Source organism: Streptomyces sp. NPDC013457, assembly GCF_043089925.1.
In the GTDB taxonomy this organism is placed as follows: Bacteria; Actinomycetota; Actinomycetes; order Streptomycetales; family Streptomycetaceae; genus Streptomyces.
In genome coordinates this window covers 64,261-78,179 of the sequence record NZ_JBICBL010000014.1, presented here as the reverse complement: position 1 = coordinate 78,179, position 13,919 = coordinate 64,261, and the positions used below count along the sequence as shown (strand labels likewise).

14 protein-coding genes are annotated in these 13,919 nt (G+C 70.7%); 7 read left to right on the top strand and 7 right to left on the bottom strand.

The annotated features are described in order from the left end of the window. Window positions 1–35: 35 nt before the first annotated feature. Window positions 36–1,676: a threonine/serine exporter family protein gene (locus tag ACF1G2_RS31145; RefSeq protein ID WP_391801619.1), complete on the bottom strand. Its 1,641-nt coding sequence runs from the start codon at window positions 1,674–1,676 to the stop codon at window positions 36–38. 126 nt (window positions 1,677–1,802) lie between these two features. After that, the gene (locus ACF1G2_RS31140) at window positions 1,803–2,297 is read right to left on the bottom strand and encodes an inorganic diphosphatase (RefSeq protein WP_019888410.1); all 495 of its coding nucleotides are present in this window, start codon (window positions 2,295–2,297) and stop codon (window positions 1,803–1,805) included. Window positions 2,298–2,399: 102 nt separating this feature from the next. On the opposite strand from ACF1G2_RS31140, the gene dacB reads away from it, so the two are divergent. The 7 genes from dacB to ACF1G2_RS31105 all read left to right on the top strand — a co-directional run bounded on the left by dacB (window position 2,400) and on the right by ACF1G2_RS31105 (window position 10,902). Continuing rightward, the gene (dacB, locus tag ACF1G2_RS31135) at window positions 2,400–3,914 is read left to right on the top strand and encodes a D-alanyl-D-alanine carboxypeptidase/D-alanyl-D-alanine-endopeptidase (RefSeq protein WP_391801501.1); all 1,515 of its coding nucleotides are present in this window, start codon (window positions 2,400–2,402) and stop codon (window positions 3,912–3,914) included. 49 nt (window positions 3,915–3,963) lie between these two features. Beyond that, window positions 3,964–5,094 (top strand): zinc-dependent metalloprotease, encoded by a 1,131-nt coding sequence (locus ACF1G2_RS31130; RefSeq protein WP_391801500.1) that lies wholly within the window; start codon window positions 3,964–3,966, stop codon window positions 5,092–5,094. Between the two features lie 196 nt (window positions 5,095–5,290). Continuing rightward, on the top strand, window positions 5,291–6,361 hold the full coding sequence (tilS, locus tag ACF1G2_RS31125; protein ID WP_391801499.1) for a tRNA lysidine(34) synthetase TilS: 1,071 nt from the start codon (window positions 5,291–5,293) through the stop codon (window positions 6,359–6,361). Window positions 6,362–6,402: 41 nt separating this feature from the next. Continuing rightward, window positions 6,403–6,942: a hypoxanthine phosphoribosyltransferase gene (gene hpt / locus ACF1G2_RS31120; RefSeq protein ID WP_391801618.1), complete on the top strand. Its 540-nt coding sequence runs from the start codon at window positions 6,403–6,405 to the stop codon at window positions 6,940–6,942. A gap of 161 nt (window positions 6,943–7,103) precedes the next feature. After that, entirely contained in the window at window positions 7,104–9,137 is a 2,034-nt protein-coding gene (gene ftsH / locus ACF1G2_RS31115) for an ATP-dependent zinc metalloprotease FtsH (protein ID WP_352187759.1), read from the top strand. Between the two features lie 98 nt (window positions 9,138–9,235). Beyond that, window positions 9,236–9,841 (top strand): GTP cyclohydrolase I FolE, encoded by a 606-nt coding sequence (gene folE / locus ACF1G2_RS31110; RefSeq protein WP_391801498.1) that lies wholly within the window; start codon window positions 9,236–9,238, stop codon window positions 9,839–9,841. 71 nt (window positions 9,842–9,912) lie between these two features. Next, complete coding sequence (locus ACF1G2_RS31105; protein ID WP_391801497.1) at window positions 9,913–10,902, top strand: hypothetical protein; 990 nt, start codon at window positions 9,913–9,915, stop codon at window positions 10,900–10,902. Between the two features lie 9 nt (window positions 10,903–10,911). Here the strand turns inward: ACF1G2_RS31105 and ACF1G2_RS31100 are convergent, their stop codons facing one another. The 5 genes from ACF1G2_RS31100 to folP all read right to left on the bottom strand — a co-directional run bounded on the left by ACF1G2_RS31100 (window position 10,912) and on the right by folP (window position 13,860). Continuing rightward, window positions 10,912–11,400, bottom strand: coding sequence for a DUF3180 domain-containing protein (locus ACF1G2_RS31100; RefSeq protein ID WP_391801496.1), 489 nt, complete (start codon window positions 11,398–11,400; stop codon window positions 10,912–10,914). 49 nt (window positions 11,401–11,449) lie between these two features. Beyond that, on the bottom strand, window positions 11,450–12,049 hold the full coding sequence (folK, locus tag ACF1G2_RS31095) for a 2-amino-4-hydroxy-6-hydroxymethyldihydropteridine diphosphokinase (protein WP_391801495.1): 600 nt from the start codon (window positions 12,047–12,049) through the stop codon (window positions 11,450–11,452). Next, window positions 12,046–12,405, bottom strand: a complete 360-nt coding sequence (gene folB / locus ACF1G2_RS31090; RefSeq protein ID WP_361855822.1) for a dihydroneopterin aldolase — start codon at window positions 12,403–12,405, stop codon at window positions 12,046–12,048. The genes folK and folB overlap by 4 nt, the downstream gene beginning before the upstream one ends. A 202-nt stretch (window positions 12,406–12,607) precedes the next feature. Further along, window positions 12,608–13,066, bottom strand: coding sequence for a nuclear transport factor 2 family protein (locus ACF1G2_RS31085; RefSeq protein ID WP_391801494.1), 459 nt, complete (start codon window positions 13,064–13,066; stop codon window positions 12,608–12,610). After that, window positions 13,063–13,860: a dihydropteroate synthase gene (gene folP / locus ACF1G2_RS31080; RefSeq protein ID WP_391801617.1), complete on the bottom strand. Its 798-nt coding sequence runs from the start codon at window positions 13,858–13,860 to the stop codon at window positions 13,063–13,065. The genes ACF1G2_RS31085 and folP overlap by 4 nt, the downstream gene beginning before the upstream one ends. Window positions 13,861–13,919 lie beyond the last annotated feature (59 nt).

The following is a 13,919-nucleotide window of genomic DNA, read 5'->3' as shown; positions in this document are numbered from 1 at the left end:
CGGGGCACGAAGTCCCGCGCCGGTGACGGCCGGGGTCAGAAGCCCCTCGTACGCTTCGCCGCCCGGCGGGACGCCGCCGCGCGCGGAGCCTGCATGAAGAGGCGGGCCAGCTCGCCTCCCAGGTTCACCCCGATCGCGATCGCCAGGGCCAGGGCCGCCGCCTTCGCAAGAGAGGCGAAGCCCTGGTCCAGGTTGTTCTGGGCGATCCCCAGCACCCCGAAGTACGTCGCGGAACCCGGCAGCAGCGGCCCGATCGCCGCCGTCACGTACGGCAGCGACGACGTGTGGTTGTACCGGGCCGCCAGCTGCCCGAACAGACCCACCAGGCCCGCCGCCACCGCCGTCGCCATCACCGCCGACCCACCGGCCGTCACCGCGATCGACGCGTAGATCACCCACGCCACCCCGCCGTTCAGCGTCGCGAAGAGCACCGTCTGCCGCGACTGCTGCAGCAGGATCGCGAACGTCGCGCACAGCACCATCGACGCCAGGATCTGCACCACCGGCCGTTCGACCGGATTGAGCACCCCGTCCGGGTTCAGCTGCGCGTCGAACTGCACCGCCAGGTACAGCACCGACAGCACCCCCACCACGATCGCCACGAAGAAGTACCCGACCTCCAGGAGCCGGGCCGAGGCCGTGATGTAGAAACCGGTCAGACCGTCCTGCACGGCCGCCACGAGGGCACGCCCGGGGATCAGGGCGAACAGACCACCCGTGATGACCGCCGAGGGCCGCAGATCGGCGTGCAGCAGCGTCAGCAGCACCCCCATCGCCGCCGGCGGCATCGCCGCCACCAGGAACTGGTAGAACTCCGGCAGCCCGCGACCCGCGCACAGCCACGCCAGCCGGTCGCCGAGCACCGCGCCCAGCGCCGCCACCATGAAGACCGTGAACCCGCCGCCGAGCAGCACCGAGGCCGCGCCCGCCAGCACACCCGCCGCCGCCGACAGCACCCATCCGGGGTACGGGTGCCGGTTGCGCCGGATCTCCGCCAGCCGCCGGTACGCGTCCTCCGGCGAGACCTCGTCCGCGTTGATGTCGGCGAGCAGCTGGTAGACCGCCTCCAGCCGGGTGTAGTCCGTGCCCCGCCGCCGTACCGTCCGGTTCGCCGTGACCGGGTCGTCCACCAGCGACGGCTGGTGCGTGATCGACAGCAGCGTGAACGTCACCGTCGGCTCGCACCGGTCCAGACCGTACGCACGGCAGATCGCGAACATCGCCGCCTCGACGTCCTCCGCGCCCTCCCCGCCCGCCAGCAGCAGCTCGCCGATACGCAGGGTCAGGTCGAGCACACGGCCCACCGCGGGCCCCGCCTCGTCCTCCTTGCGCGCCGTCTCCGGCACCGGCCGCTCCCCGACCGGCAGCCGCAGCATCGTCCGCATCCGGTCCTGCCACGGCGCGTCCGCCGGCAGCCGCACGAGCGGCATCCCGTGGGCGGGCGTGAAGGCCGGCGGCGCGTTCTTCGCCGAGTACGTCGACGGCGTCGCGAACGCCGAGCCCTCCGGCTCGGCGGGCGGCTCGGGAGCCAGCCCCTCGGGAACGGCGAACTCGGAGGTCGGATGCTCCTCCTCCGGCACCACCGGCTGCTCGACCCCCGCCGGCGGGATGAAGGCGCTACGCGCCTCGTCCGACTGCGGCTTCCGGTCCTCCGGGCCGTCCGCCTCCGCGACCACTCTCTTCGCCCTCACTCCCATGCGCGCTTGTCTGCCCAGTATGGGCACGGGCATACGACAGCACGCGAGACGGGCGGCGCACCCGCACGAGGTGCACCGCCCGTCACAGCTTCAGCAGGGACCCACTCAGTGGGCGCCGCCCTGCGCCTCCAGGCGCTTGTAGGAGGCCTCGATCTCGGCCTCGGCCTCGGCGCGGCCCACCCAGTTGGCGCCCTCGACCGACTTGCCCGGCTCCAGGTCCTTGTAGACCTCGAAGAAGTGCTGGATCTCCAGGCGGTCGAACTCCGACACGTGGTGGATGTCGCGCAGGTGCTCGACGCGCGGGTCCGACGCGGGGACGCACAGCAGCTTGTCGTCGCCGCCGGCCTCGTCCGTCATGCGGAACATGCCGATGGCGCGGCACTTGATCAGGCAGCCCGGGAAGGTCGGCTCGTCCAGGATGACCAGCGCGTCCAGCGGGTCGCCGTCCTCGCCGAGGGTGTTCTCGACGAAGCCGTAGTCGGCCGGGTAGCTGGTCGAGGTGAAGAGGCGACGGTCCAGGCGGATACGACCCGTCTCGTGGTCGACCTCGTACTTGTTCCGCGACCCCTTCGGGATCTCGATGGTGACGTCGAACTCCACGGGTGGCTCCTCCTGAATCAACACATGTGAATGCCTGCGGCAACGCGCAGTGATTAAGTGTCCCTCACGCCTGTGTGTGATCGCGAAAGGGGCTGGTCAGCAATGCCGGAGCCGAGGACCTGGCAGCTCACGGCGTGCTCCGCCGTACTCGGCCTGGCCCTGGCCGCCGGAGCGGCGACCGCCGCCGGCCCGTGGGACAACGGTCAGCGTAAGGCCGAGCGCGCCCGCGCGGCCGCCGCGACCCCGACAGGTGGCGCACATCACGCGGAGAAGCGGCCCCCCGCGGGCCCGCCGCCGGGGCCCGCCCCGGCCCCCAGCGCCGCCGGAGTGCTCCGCGCGCTCGACACGCCCCCTGCCGCCCTGAAGGCCGACCTCGCCGCCGTCCTCGTACCGCTCCTCGCCGACCCTGGCCTCGGCCCCCTGCGCACCGCGTCGGTCGTCGACGCCACCACCGGCAGGCAGCTCTACGGCGAAGGCGCCACGACCCCGATGACCCCCGCCTCCACCATCAAGATCGCCACCTCGGTCGCCGCCCTCTCCGCCCTCGGCCCCGACCACCGCATCCCCACCACCGTCGTCGCCTCCGCCGACCGCCGCACCGTCACCCTCGTCGGCGGCGGCGACCCCACCCTCGACCGCGCCCGCCTCAAGGCCCTCGCCACCGCCACCGCCCGCGCCCTCGGGAATCGGGGCACCACCGGCGTACGGATCACCTACGACGCCGGCCTCTACCGCGGACCGGCGCGCCACCCCATCGGCCCCAACGAGAACATCGCCCCCGTCAGCGCCCTCATGCTCGACGAAGGGCGCCTCGACGGCTCGCACAGCGGCCCCGCGCCCCGCGCCGCCGATCCGGCCCGCGACACCGCCACCGCCTTCGCCGAACTCCTCACCAAGGCCGGTACGACGGTCCAGGGCGTCCCCGCCCCCGGACGCGCCCCCAAGCCCGCCCAGGGCGCCGAGCCCGCCCAGGGCGCCGAGCCGGGCCAGGGCGCCGAGCCGGGCCAGGGTGCCGAGCCCGCCCAGGGCGCCGCGCCCGCCCGAGGCGCCGAGGCCGCCCCGCTGGCCCGTACCGAGTCCGCACCGCTCTCCGACCTCGTCGAGCGCACCCTCACCCACAGCGACAACGACCTCGCCGAAGCCCTCGCCCGCCAGACCGCCCTCGCCCGCAAGCAGCCCGCGAGCTTCACCGGCGCCGGCAAGGCCGTCCGCGCCGAACTCACCGCCCTCGGCCTGCCCACCACCGGCACCCGCTTCGCCGACGGCAGCGGCCTCTCCCGCGACAACCGGCTCTCCGCCGCCCTGCTCACCGGCCTCCTCACCCGAGCGGCCGACCCCGACCGCCCCGCCCTGCGCCCCGTCCTGACCGGCCTGCCCGTCGGCGGGTTCAGCGGCACCCTCCAAGGCCGCTTCGACACCGGGCCCGCCACCACCGGCGCCGGACTCGTCCGCGCCAAGACCGGCACCCTCACGGGCGTCAACACCCTGGCCGGAACCGTGGTCACCCGCGACGGCCGGCTCCTCGCCTTCGCCTTCCTCGCCGGCCGCACCCCCTCCCCGTACACCGCCCAGCCCGCCCTCGACCGGCTCTCCGCCGCCCTCGCCCCCCAGGGCTGATGGCGAACGAACACTCACCGAACGGGCGTCGAGAACGTACGGTTGACGCATGACGAGCATCGGTGGTGCCGAGATGGTCGACTGGAACCTCGCGGTCGCGACCGCGACCCGACTGGTGAAACCCGGACCCGAGGTGAGCCGGGAGGAGGCCCGCGACGTCGTCGCGGAACTCCGCAGGCACGCCAAGGCGTCCGAAGAACACGTCAGGGCCTTCACCCGGATGATCCCCGAGGGCCACGAACCACGTGACACCCCCGTCCTCGTCGTGGACCGCGCCGGCTGGATCAAGGCCAACGTCGCCGGCTTCCGCGAACTGCTCTCCCCGCTCCTCGACAAGATGCAGGAACGGCGCACCAACACCCCCGGCGGCAGCGTGCTCGGCGCCGTCGGCGGCAAGGTCACCGGCGTCGAACTCGGCATGCTGCTGTCGTTCCTCGCCTCCCGCATCCTCGGCCAGTACGAGACCTTCGCCCCCGCCACCCGCGAACTGCCCGCGGGCGACAACGGCGCCGGCCGCCTCCTGCTCGTCGCCCCCAACATCGTCCACGTCGAACGCGAACTCGACGTCGACCCGCACGACTTCCGCCTCTGGGTCTGCCTCCACGAAGAGACCCACCGCACCCAGTTCACCGCCGTCCCCTGGCTCCGTGACCATCTGCAGGGCGAGATCCAGTCATTCCTCGGCGCCACCGAGGTCGACCCCTCCACCGTCGTCGAGCGACTGCGCGAAGCCGCCCAGGCCCTCGCCGGCAGCCGCCCCGAAGGCGAGGAGGGCGAACCGAGCCCCTCCCTCGTCGAACTCGTCCAGACCCCCGAACAGCGCGAGATCCTCGGCCGTCTCACCGCCGTCATGTCCCTCCTCGAAGGCCACGCCGACTACGTGATGGACGGCGTCGGCCCCGAGGTCGTCCCCTCGGTCGCCGACATCCGCGAGAAGTTCCAGCAGCGGCGCGCCCGAGGCGCCTCCCGCCTCGACCTCGCCCTGCGCAAGCTCCTCGGCCTCGACGCCAAACTGCGCCAGTACCGCGACGGAGAACGCTTCGTACGGGCCGTGGTCGACGAGGTCGGCATGGACGGCTTCAACCGCGTCTGGACCTCCCCCAACACGCTCCCCACCAAGGCCGAGATCGCCGCACCCGCCGACTGGATCGCGAGGGTGCACCGTAAGGCAGACTCGTGAGACGGGTGCGACGTACGACGGAAGAACACACCGCCAATCACCCATCCGAGGGACCGTAGACCAGGGGTGGGGCGTGCAATGCTCGGGTAACGGCCAGGTTCTGTCACCATCGACGCACTCTGAGTGACCGAACCCCCTCTTCCGACCGTTAAGACTCCGACCGAGGCACCCCACTCCTCCACGAAGGGCACCGGACATGGGTCCCCATCCTGCGGTCGCGGCGATACGCCTGGCGGTCCGCCGCGTACTCCACGACGTCATCACCGAACACAGCACCGAGCTCGGTACCGAACCGAACACCGGGCACGGCACCGAACCGAGCGCCGAACACAGCACCGCCCCCGCACTCGACCGGCAGCCCCTCGTCCTCGTGGCCTGCTCCGGCGGCGCCGACTCCATGGCGCTCGCCTCCGCACTCGCGTTCGAGGCCCGCAAGCTCGCCGTCCGGGCCGGCGGCATCACGGTCGACCACGGCCTCCAGGACGGCTCCACCCAACGAGCCGCCGAGGTCGCCGGACGCATGTCCGCACTCGGCCTCGACCCCGTCGAAGCCGTCACCGTCACCGTCGGCCGCGAAGGCGGCCCCGAAGCCGCCGCCCGCGACGCCCGCTACGCCGCACTCGACGCCGCCGCCGAACGCCACGGCGCCACCGCCGTCCTCCTCGGCCACACCCGGGACGACCAAGCCGAAACCGTCCTGCTCGGACTCGCCCGCGGCTCCGGCATCCGCTCCCTGTCCGGCATGGCCGCCGTCTCCGGCGCCTCCGGCCGCTACCGCCGCCCCTTCCTCGAGCTCGACCGGCAGACCGTCCGCAAGGCCTGCGTCGCCCAGGAGCTCGCCGTCTGGGACGACCCCCACAACGCGGACCCCGCGTACACCCGCTCGCGACTCCGCCACGAAGGCCTCCCCGCCCTCGAGAAGGCCCTCGGCAAGGGCGTCGTCGAAGCCCTCGCCCGAACGGCCCAGCTCTCCCGCGACGACGCCGACGCCCTCGACTCCTGGGCCGCCGACGCCGAATCCGCCGTACGCGACGAAGCCGGCCGACTCGAATGCGCCAAGCTCTTCGGACTCCCGCCCGCCGTACGCCGCCGCATCCTGCGCCGCGCCATGATCGCCGAAGGCGCTCCCGCCGGCTCACTCTTCGCCCGCCACATCGAAGAAGTCGACCGGCTGATCACCGGCTGGCGCGGCCAGGGCGCCATCAATCTGCCCGGCCGCGTCGAGGCACGGCGGCAGGGTGGCAGACTGGTCATTCGGCAAGGCTGACGCAAGCTGCAACGAAAGTGACCCGGGTGAACGAGAAGGACATGGGCACCGACCTCAAGTCGGTGCTCATCACCAAGGAAGAGATCGACGCGAAGCTGGCCGAGCTGGCCGCGAAGATCGACGCGGAGTACGCGGGCAAGGACCTGCTCATCGTCGGAGTCCTCAAGGGCGCCGTGATGGTGATGGCGGACCTGGCGCGCGCGCTGTCCACCCCCGTCACCATGGACTGGATGGCCGTCTCCTCCTACGGCGCCGGCACCCAGTCCTCGGGCGTCGTCCGCATCCTCAAGGACCTCGACACCGACATCAAGGGCAAGCACGTCCTGATCGTCGAGGACATCATCGACTCCGGCCTGACGCTGTCCTGGCTGCTGTCCAACCTCGGCTCGCGCGAGCCCGCCTCCCTCGAGGTCTGCACGCTGCTGCGCAAGCCGGACGCCGCCAAGGTCGCGATCGACGTGAAGTGGATCGGCTTCGACATCCCCAACGAGTTCGTCGTCGGCTACGGCCTCGACTTCGCCGAGAAGTACCGCAACCTCCCCTTCGTCGGCACTCTCGCACCGCACGTCTACGGCGGCTGAGGCACGGGAACCCGTACCGCCCTCCCGCCGTTGGAGCAAGGGAAGGCGGCCACGGGTCACCAGCCTGAGGTACCGTCCGAAGAACAGCTTTTTCTCATAGCAGCTCTCACAGCAGCATTTACCTACGGGCAGGAGGGACGGGGCGTTCTCGCTCCGTATGGATGGACGTGAAGCGATACTTCCGTGGGCCGGTCATGTGGATCGTGCTGGCCGTCCTCGCCGTGGTCGTGCTGATGCAGGTCGTCGGCTCGTCCGAGGGCTACAAGACGGTGGACACCAGCAGGGTCGTCCAGGCGATCAATGACAAGCAGGCCGACCAGGTCAAGCTGACGACCGGCGACGAGCAGGTCATCAAGGTCGAGCTCAAGAAGGGCGCCGACAAGGACAAGTACGGCGGCAGCACCAAGATCCAGGCCAGCTACATCGGTGACCAGGGCGCCAACCTGACCACCACGCTCCAGGAGCAGTCCGCCTCCGGCGACCTCGACAAGGGCTACACCGTCTCCCCCGAGCGCCAGAGCCCGTTCCTTTCGGTGCTGCTCTCGCTGCTCCCCTTCGTCCTCATCGTGGTCGTCTTCCTGTTCCTGATGAACCAGATGCAGGGCGGCGGCTCCCGAGTGATGAACTTCGGGAAGTCCAAGGCCAAGCTCATCACCAAGGACACCCCGAAGACCACCTTCGCCGACGTGGCGGGCTCCGACGAGGCCGTCGAGGAGCTCCACGAGATCAAGGAGTTCCTCCAGGAGCCGGCGAAGTTCCAGGCCGTCGGCGCCAAGATCCCCAAGGGCGTGCTGCTCTACGGCCCGCCCGGCACCGGCAAGACCCTCCTCGCGCGCGCCGTCGCGGGCGAGGCCGGCGTGCCGTTCTACTCGATCTCGGGCTCCGACTTCGTCGAGATGTTCGTCGGCGTCGGCGCGTCCCGTGTCCGCGACCTCTTCGAGCAGGCCAAGGCGAACGCCCCGGCGATCGTCTTCGTCGACGAGATCGACGCCGTCGGCCGTCACCGCGGTGCCGGTCTCGGCGGTGGCCACGACGAACGCGAGCAGACCCTCAACCAGCTCCTCGTCGAGATGGACGGCTTCGACGTGAAGGGCGGCGTCATCCTGATCGCCGCCACGAACCGCCCGGACATCCTCGACCCGGCCCTGCTCCGCCCCGGCCGCTTCGACCGCCAGATCGCGGTCGACCGCCCGGACATGCAGGGCCGTCTGGAGATCCTCAAGGTCCACCAGAAGGGCAAGCCGGTCGCCCCGGACGTCGACCTGGGCGCGGTCGCCCGTCGCACGCCGGGCTTCACCGGTGCCGATCTCTCCAACGTCCTCAACGAGGCGGCGCTCCTCACCGCCCGCTCGGACAAGAAGCTGATCGACAACCACTCCCTGGACGAGGCGATCGACCGCGTGGTGGCGGGCCCGCAGAAGCGGACCCGGATCATGTCGGACAAGGAGAAGAAGATCACCGCGTACCACGAGGGCGGCCACGCCCTGGTCGCGGCGGCCTCGCCGAACTCCGACCCGGTCCACAAGATCACGATCCTGTCCCGCGGCCGGGCCCTCGGCTACACGATGGTGCTCCCGGACGAGGACAAGTATTCGACCACCCGCAACGAGATGCTCGACCAGCTCGCCTACATGCTGGGCGGGCGCGCGGCCGAGGAGCTCGTCTTCCACGACCCGACCACGGGCGCGGCGAACGACATCGAGAAGGCCACGGCCACCGCTCGCGCGATGGTCACGCAGTACGGCATGACCGAGCGGCTCGGCGCGATCAAGTTCGGCGGCGACAACACCGAACCGTTCCTGGGCCGTGAGATGGCGCACCAGCGCGACTACTCGGAAGAGGTCGCCGCGCTGGTCGACGAAGAGGTCAAGAAGCTCATCGAGACCGCGCACAACGAGGCGTGGGAGATCCTCGTCGAGAACCGAGACGTCCTCGACAACCTGGTCCTGCAGCTCCTTGAGAAGGAGACGCTGGGCAAGGAGGAGATCGCCGAGATCTTCGCCCCGATCGTCAAGCGCCCGGCCCGCCCGGCCTGGACCGGCTCGTCCCGCCGCACGCCCTCGACCCGTCCGCCGGTGCTCTCCCCCAAGGAGCTGGCACTGACGAACGGCGCGAACGGCTCGTCGGCGACGACGGCGACGGTGGAGACCACCAAGGCGATCGAGGTCGCCCCGGAGGACACCCCGGAGTCCTGACCCCGGCCCCCCGGAATGGAAGCCGCGCCCCCACAGGTTTTAGCCTGTGGGGGCGCGGCTCATTTCCGCGCACGACAGTCAGAGGGAACGAGGCACAGATGACCGACCCGGTGACACTGGACGGCGAGGGCACGATCGGCGAGTTCGACGAGAAGCGCGCCGAGAACGCCGTACGAGAGCTCCTCATCGCGGTCGGCGAGGACCCGGACCGCGAAGGCCTCCGGGAAACGCCGGCACGGGTGGCGCGGGCGTACAGGGAGCTCCTGGCCGGTATGCGCCAGGAGCCCGAGGACGTCCTGACGACCACGTTCGACCTCGGACACGACGAGATGGTCCTTGTGAAGGACATCGAGCTCGTAAGCTTCTGTGAACATCATCTTCTGCCGTTCCACGGCGTGGCTCACGTCGGATACATCCCGGCGGAGACCGGCAAGATCACGGGGCTTTCCAAGCTCGCACGTCTTGTCGACGTCTTCGCCCGTCGCCCGCAGGTCCAGGAGCGTCTGACGACGCAGATCGCCGATTCGCTCATGGAGATCCTTGAGGCCCGTGGCGCGATCGTCGTCATCGAGGCCGAGCACATGTGCATGTCGGTGCGCGGGATCCGCAAGCCGGGCGCGAAGACGACGACCTCGGCGGTACGTGGTCAACTGCGTAACGCTACTACCCGAGCCGAGGCCATGTCTCTCATACTGTCCCGTTAGTAGCGAGCTGCCCACCTTGCTCCATACCGTCCCCGATCAGTGGAGTTGACCGCTGATCAAGGGGGATCGGTATGGGGTACGGGCTTTCCAGCAAGCAGCTGGTGAACCAGGTGGATGGCTGCGCTCAGGCGAAGAACGTGGCTCCTGGCAGCGTGCTGTGGACACTGGACGGCGACCGCACGGTGCAGACCACGGTCGTGGGAGTGACTGCGGTGAAGAGCCGCACCGCCGTCGAGGTGGTCACGGACCACATGGCCTTCACCAGCAGTCCTGATCTGTTGCTGGCCACTCCGGACGGCTGGACGCATGCCGGAGACGCGGCAGGGACGACAGTGGCCTGGACACCGGCGAGGAAGCTGTGCCGGGAGCGCCTGACGATCTGGCCGGGATACGAGTTCGGCTACTTCGTGGGCGCCACGTGCGCAGACGGGACGGTCGGCAAGAACTATGTGTCACTGGTCGTGAACGAGGAAGCCTTCGCGGCGCGGTACGCGGCGGCGTTGACGGCCTGTACGGGGCTGCCCGCTCGCTTGGAGCCTGTGACCCGGCCGTCCGGCTACCTGAAGCGCGACCTCGCGGGGTTCCGTGTGCGGGTGGTGTCGTCGTATCTGTCCGACGCCCTGCGGCACTATGTGGGCGGGGACGCTCACCACATGCGGCAACGCTTCCCACGGGTGGTGTTACGGGACATCGAGACCTTCAACGGGTTCCTGGACGGATACATCGACGGTGACGGTTGCCGCATCAAAGGATGGTCAGGGCGCATGATCCTGAGCGCCAATGTGCCTTTCCTGGCCGAGATCGCTCCCGTCATCGGAGCACGGTTCACTCCGGCGCGGACGGGTGCTTCGCAGCTGTGCGTCTCGGACCGCTGGGAGAGCCGCGGCACCTTCACTCCCGAGCAGCACCCCATCGACCCGCCCGAGTCCTCCTGGATCCGGATCCGCGAGGTACGGCCCCGTCCGGCCCTTGGTACGAAGCCCTTCACGTTCTACAGCTACCGGCTCGAACCGCACCCCACCTTCCTCGTGAACGGGCACCTCGTCCGCGAGCCCTGGTAGCCGGGCACCTCAGGCCACCGGGGCCGTGCCCTTGCCGTTGTGGTCGTCGTCTTCCGGGAGTTTGCAGACTCGCTCCAGGAAGAGGGCCGCCGCGATCACGCCGATGCCGGCGAGGACCGAGAGGCCGGCGTAGATCGCCTGGTCGCGGCGGGCCGGGATGTCCAGGGAGCCGAGGAGGAAGACGCCCGTGCCGCCGTACATGCCGGCGACCAGGGCGGCGACCAGGGCGCTCGCCTGGCCGAAGACCACGGCGCGGGCCGCCATGAGCGGTTCGACGCCCTTGGCGCCGGGGCGGCGTTCGCGCTGGGCCTTGAGGCGGGAGCGGATCGAGAGGGCCGTCGCCGTGAGGACGACCGCGATCGACGCGAGGACGATGGGCGCCGCGAGCGGCACGCTCGGCAGGGTGCCGACCGCGTCCCAGAGGCGCGCGGCGCCCCAGGACAGCACTCCGGCCACGATGAACAGTCCGGCGAGAACCTTGAGCCGCAGTTGTTTCACCGGGTGTCCTTCGTGTCGTCTCGCGGTCGGTCTTGCACGAGCCTAACGACTACTCGGGCAGACGGAGTTCCAGGTCGGCTCGCGGCACGACGCCGGTCTGGCCGACCAGGGTGAGCAGCTCCGCGACCGTGCCGTGTCCGGGCAGCTGGGCGTCGGGGTCGACGTCGTGCCAGGGGGCGAGGACGAAGGCGCGCTGGTGGGCGCGGGGGTGGGGGAGGGTGAGGACGGGGTCGTCGGAGACCACGTCGGCGTACGCGACGATGTCGACGTCGATGGTGCGGGCGCCCCAGCGCTCCTCGCGGATCCGGTGGAAGGCCTCTTCGACGGCGTGGGCCCGCTCCAGGAGGGAGCTGGGCGGCAGGGTGGTCTTCACGAGGGCGACCGCGTTGAGGTACGAGGGCTGGGTGCCGGGCTCGACGCCCCAGGGCTCCGTCTCGTAGACGGGGGAGACGGCCTTGACCCGGAGGCCGGGGGTGTCTTCGAGGGCGTCGACGGCGCCCTGGAGGGTCTCCAGGCGGTTGCCGAGGTTGGCGCCGAGGGCGATGACGGCCCACTTGGGGTTGGAGAGGGTCACGTCGGCGGCGTCGACCGCCTCGACGACGGAGACCGGTACGGGCTGCACGGTCGGGTCGCTGTGCGTGGCTTTCATACTCGGCTCCGGGTGATGGTGATGGTCACGTCGTCGAAGGGGACCGTGATCGGCGCGTCCGGCTTGTGGACGACGACCTCGACCTCCTGGACGCCCGCGTGCTTGAGGCACTGCTCGGCGATCCGCTCGGCGAGGGTCTCGATCAGGTCCACGGGCTCGCCCTGGACGACGTCGACGACCTCTTCCGCGACGACGCCGTAGTGGACGGTCTTCGTCAGGTCGTCGTCGGCGGCCGCGGGCCGGGTGTCCAGGCTGAGGACGAGGTCGACGATGAAGGTCTGGCCTTCCTCGCGTTCCTTGGGGAAGACGCCGTGGTGTCCTCGGGCCTTGAGGCCGCGCAGCGCGACACGATCCACGCGAATCACTCCTGCTGTCGTAGTTCTTGTGGCCACGCAGCCGGGTGCGGACGGCCGGGTGTCCGTAATCGAATCTACCTGCGAGCACCGACAGCACGTGCCCATGGGGGTTCGGGGCGGCGGCCATAGGGGCTGGGTGCGGCCCCTACCCAGAGGGCCGGATTCCAATCCCCGGCGTCACCCGATCGGTCCCCGGATCCCGTCAGGCGCTGGGTTCCTCGTCCTCTTCGTCGTCGGTTTCGGTGAGGACGGGGGAGCCGTGGTGGGACCAGATCTTCCACCCCTCGAATGTGCGGCGGAACACATTGGTGGCGACGACGAGCTGGCCGACGAGGGGGCCGAGTTCGGCACCGTCCTCGGCGGGTCCGCCGCTGAGGATGTTCTCGGTACAGGTGACGACGGCCACGTCGCCGCCGAGGGAGACCTTGACGTCGGTGAGGAAGAACTGGATGTACTCGGTGTTCGCCATGATCAGCGCGTACGAGCGGAGGACCTCGCCGCGTCCGGAGAGGACGGGCCAGCCGGGGTGGACGCAGCTGATGGGGGTGCCGCCGTCGTCGAGCCAGAGGGTGGAGATCTCCTCGAAGTCGCCGCGCTCCATGGCCTCGTAGAAGGCGGTGTTGGCGGCTTCGACCGCTGCGGTGTCGGTCTGGTGGGTCACCTGGCTCCTTCGACGGCTCTGGCGACTCGGACGGCGTCCGCGGTGGCTCTGACCTCGTGGACGCGGACGGCCCAGGCGCCTTCGTGGGCGGCGATGGCGGAGACGGCGGCGGTGGCGGCGTCGCGTTCGCGGGCGGGCGGCGGGTTGGCGCCCTCGCGGGTGAGGACGTGGCCGAGGAACCGCTTGCGCGAGGCGGCGACGAGCAGGGGGCGGCCGAGTGCGCGCAGTTCGGGGAGGTGGGCGACGAGGGCGAGGTCGTGGGGGGCGAGCTTGGCGAAGCCGAGGCCGGGGTCGATGACGATCCGCTCGGGCGGGATGCCGCCTTCGACGACGGCCTCCATGCGCCGGCGCAGCTCGGTGAGGACTTCGCCGACGACGTCGTCGTAGACGGCGAGGCTGTTCATGTCCTGGCTGAAGCCGCGCCAGTGCATGACGACGAAGGGGACCTCGGCGGCGGCGACGGCGGGGACCATGCCGGGGTCGGCGAGGCCGCCGCTGACGTCGTTGACGAGTGCGGCGCCCGCTTCGACGGCGGCCCGGGCGACGGAGGCGCGCATGGTGTCGACGGAGACGGTGACGCCTTCGGAGGCGAGGCCGCGGACGACGGGGACGACCCGGCGGAGCTCTTCCTCCTCGTCGACGCGGCTGGCGCCGGGGCGGGTGGATTCGCCGCCGACGTCGACGAGGTCGGCGCCTTCGGCGACGAGGTGGAGCCCGTGCTTGACGGCGGCCGTGGTGTCGAACCAGCGGCCGCCGTCGGAGAAGGAGTCAGGTGTCACGTTGACGACGCCCATGACCGCGCAGCGGTCCCACTCCGGCAGGCCCAAGGCCGTGCCCCGGCCGATCGACGTAC

Bases quoted from the DNA above. Each gene is read 5' to 3' on its own strand.
- dacB (WP_391801501.1), top strand. From the start codon at position 2,400: ATGCCGGAGCCGAGGACCTGGCAGCTCACGGCGTGCTCCGCCGTACTC.
- ACF1G2_RS31130 (WP_391801500.1), top strand. From the start codon at position 3,964: ATGACGAGCATCGGTGGTGCCGAGATGGTCGACTGGAACCTCGCGGTC.
- tilS (WP_391801499.1), top strand. From the start codon at position 5,291: ATGGGTCCCCATCCTGCGGTCGCGGCGATACGCCTGGCGGTCCGCCGC.
- hpt (WP_391801618.1), top strand. From the start codon at position 6,403: ATGGGCACCGACCTCAAGTCGGTGCTCATCACCAAGGAAGAGATCGAC.
- ftsH (WP_352187759.1), top strand. From the start codon at position 7,104: ATGGACGTGAAGCGATACTTCCGTGGGCCGGTCATGTGGATCGTGCTG.
- folE (WP_391801498.1), top strand. From the start codon at position 9,236: ATGACCGACCCGGTGACACTGGACGGCGAGGGCACGATCGGCGAGTTC.
- ACF1G2_RS31105 (WP_391801497.1), top strand. From the start codon at position 9,913: ATGGGGTACGGGCTTTCCAGCAAGCAGCTGGTGAACCAGGTGGATGGC.
- folK (WP_391801495.1), bottom strand. From the start codon at position 12,049: ATGAAAGCCACGCACAGCGACCCGACCGTGCAGCCCGTACCGGTCTCC.
- folP (WP_391801617.1), bottom strand. From the start codon at position 13,860: ATGGGCGTCGTCAACGTGACACCTGACTCCTTCTCCGACGGCGGCCGC.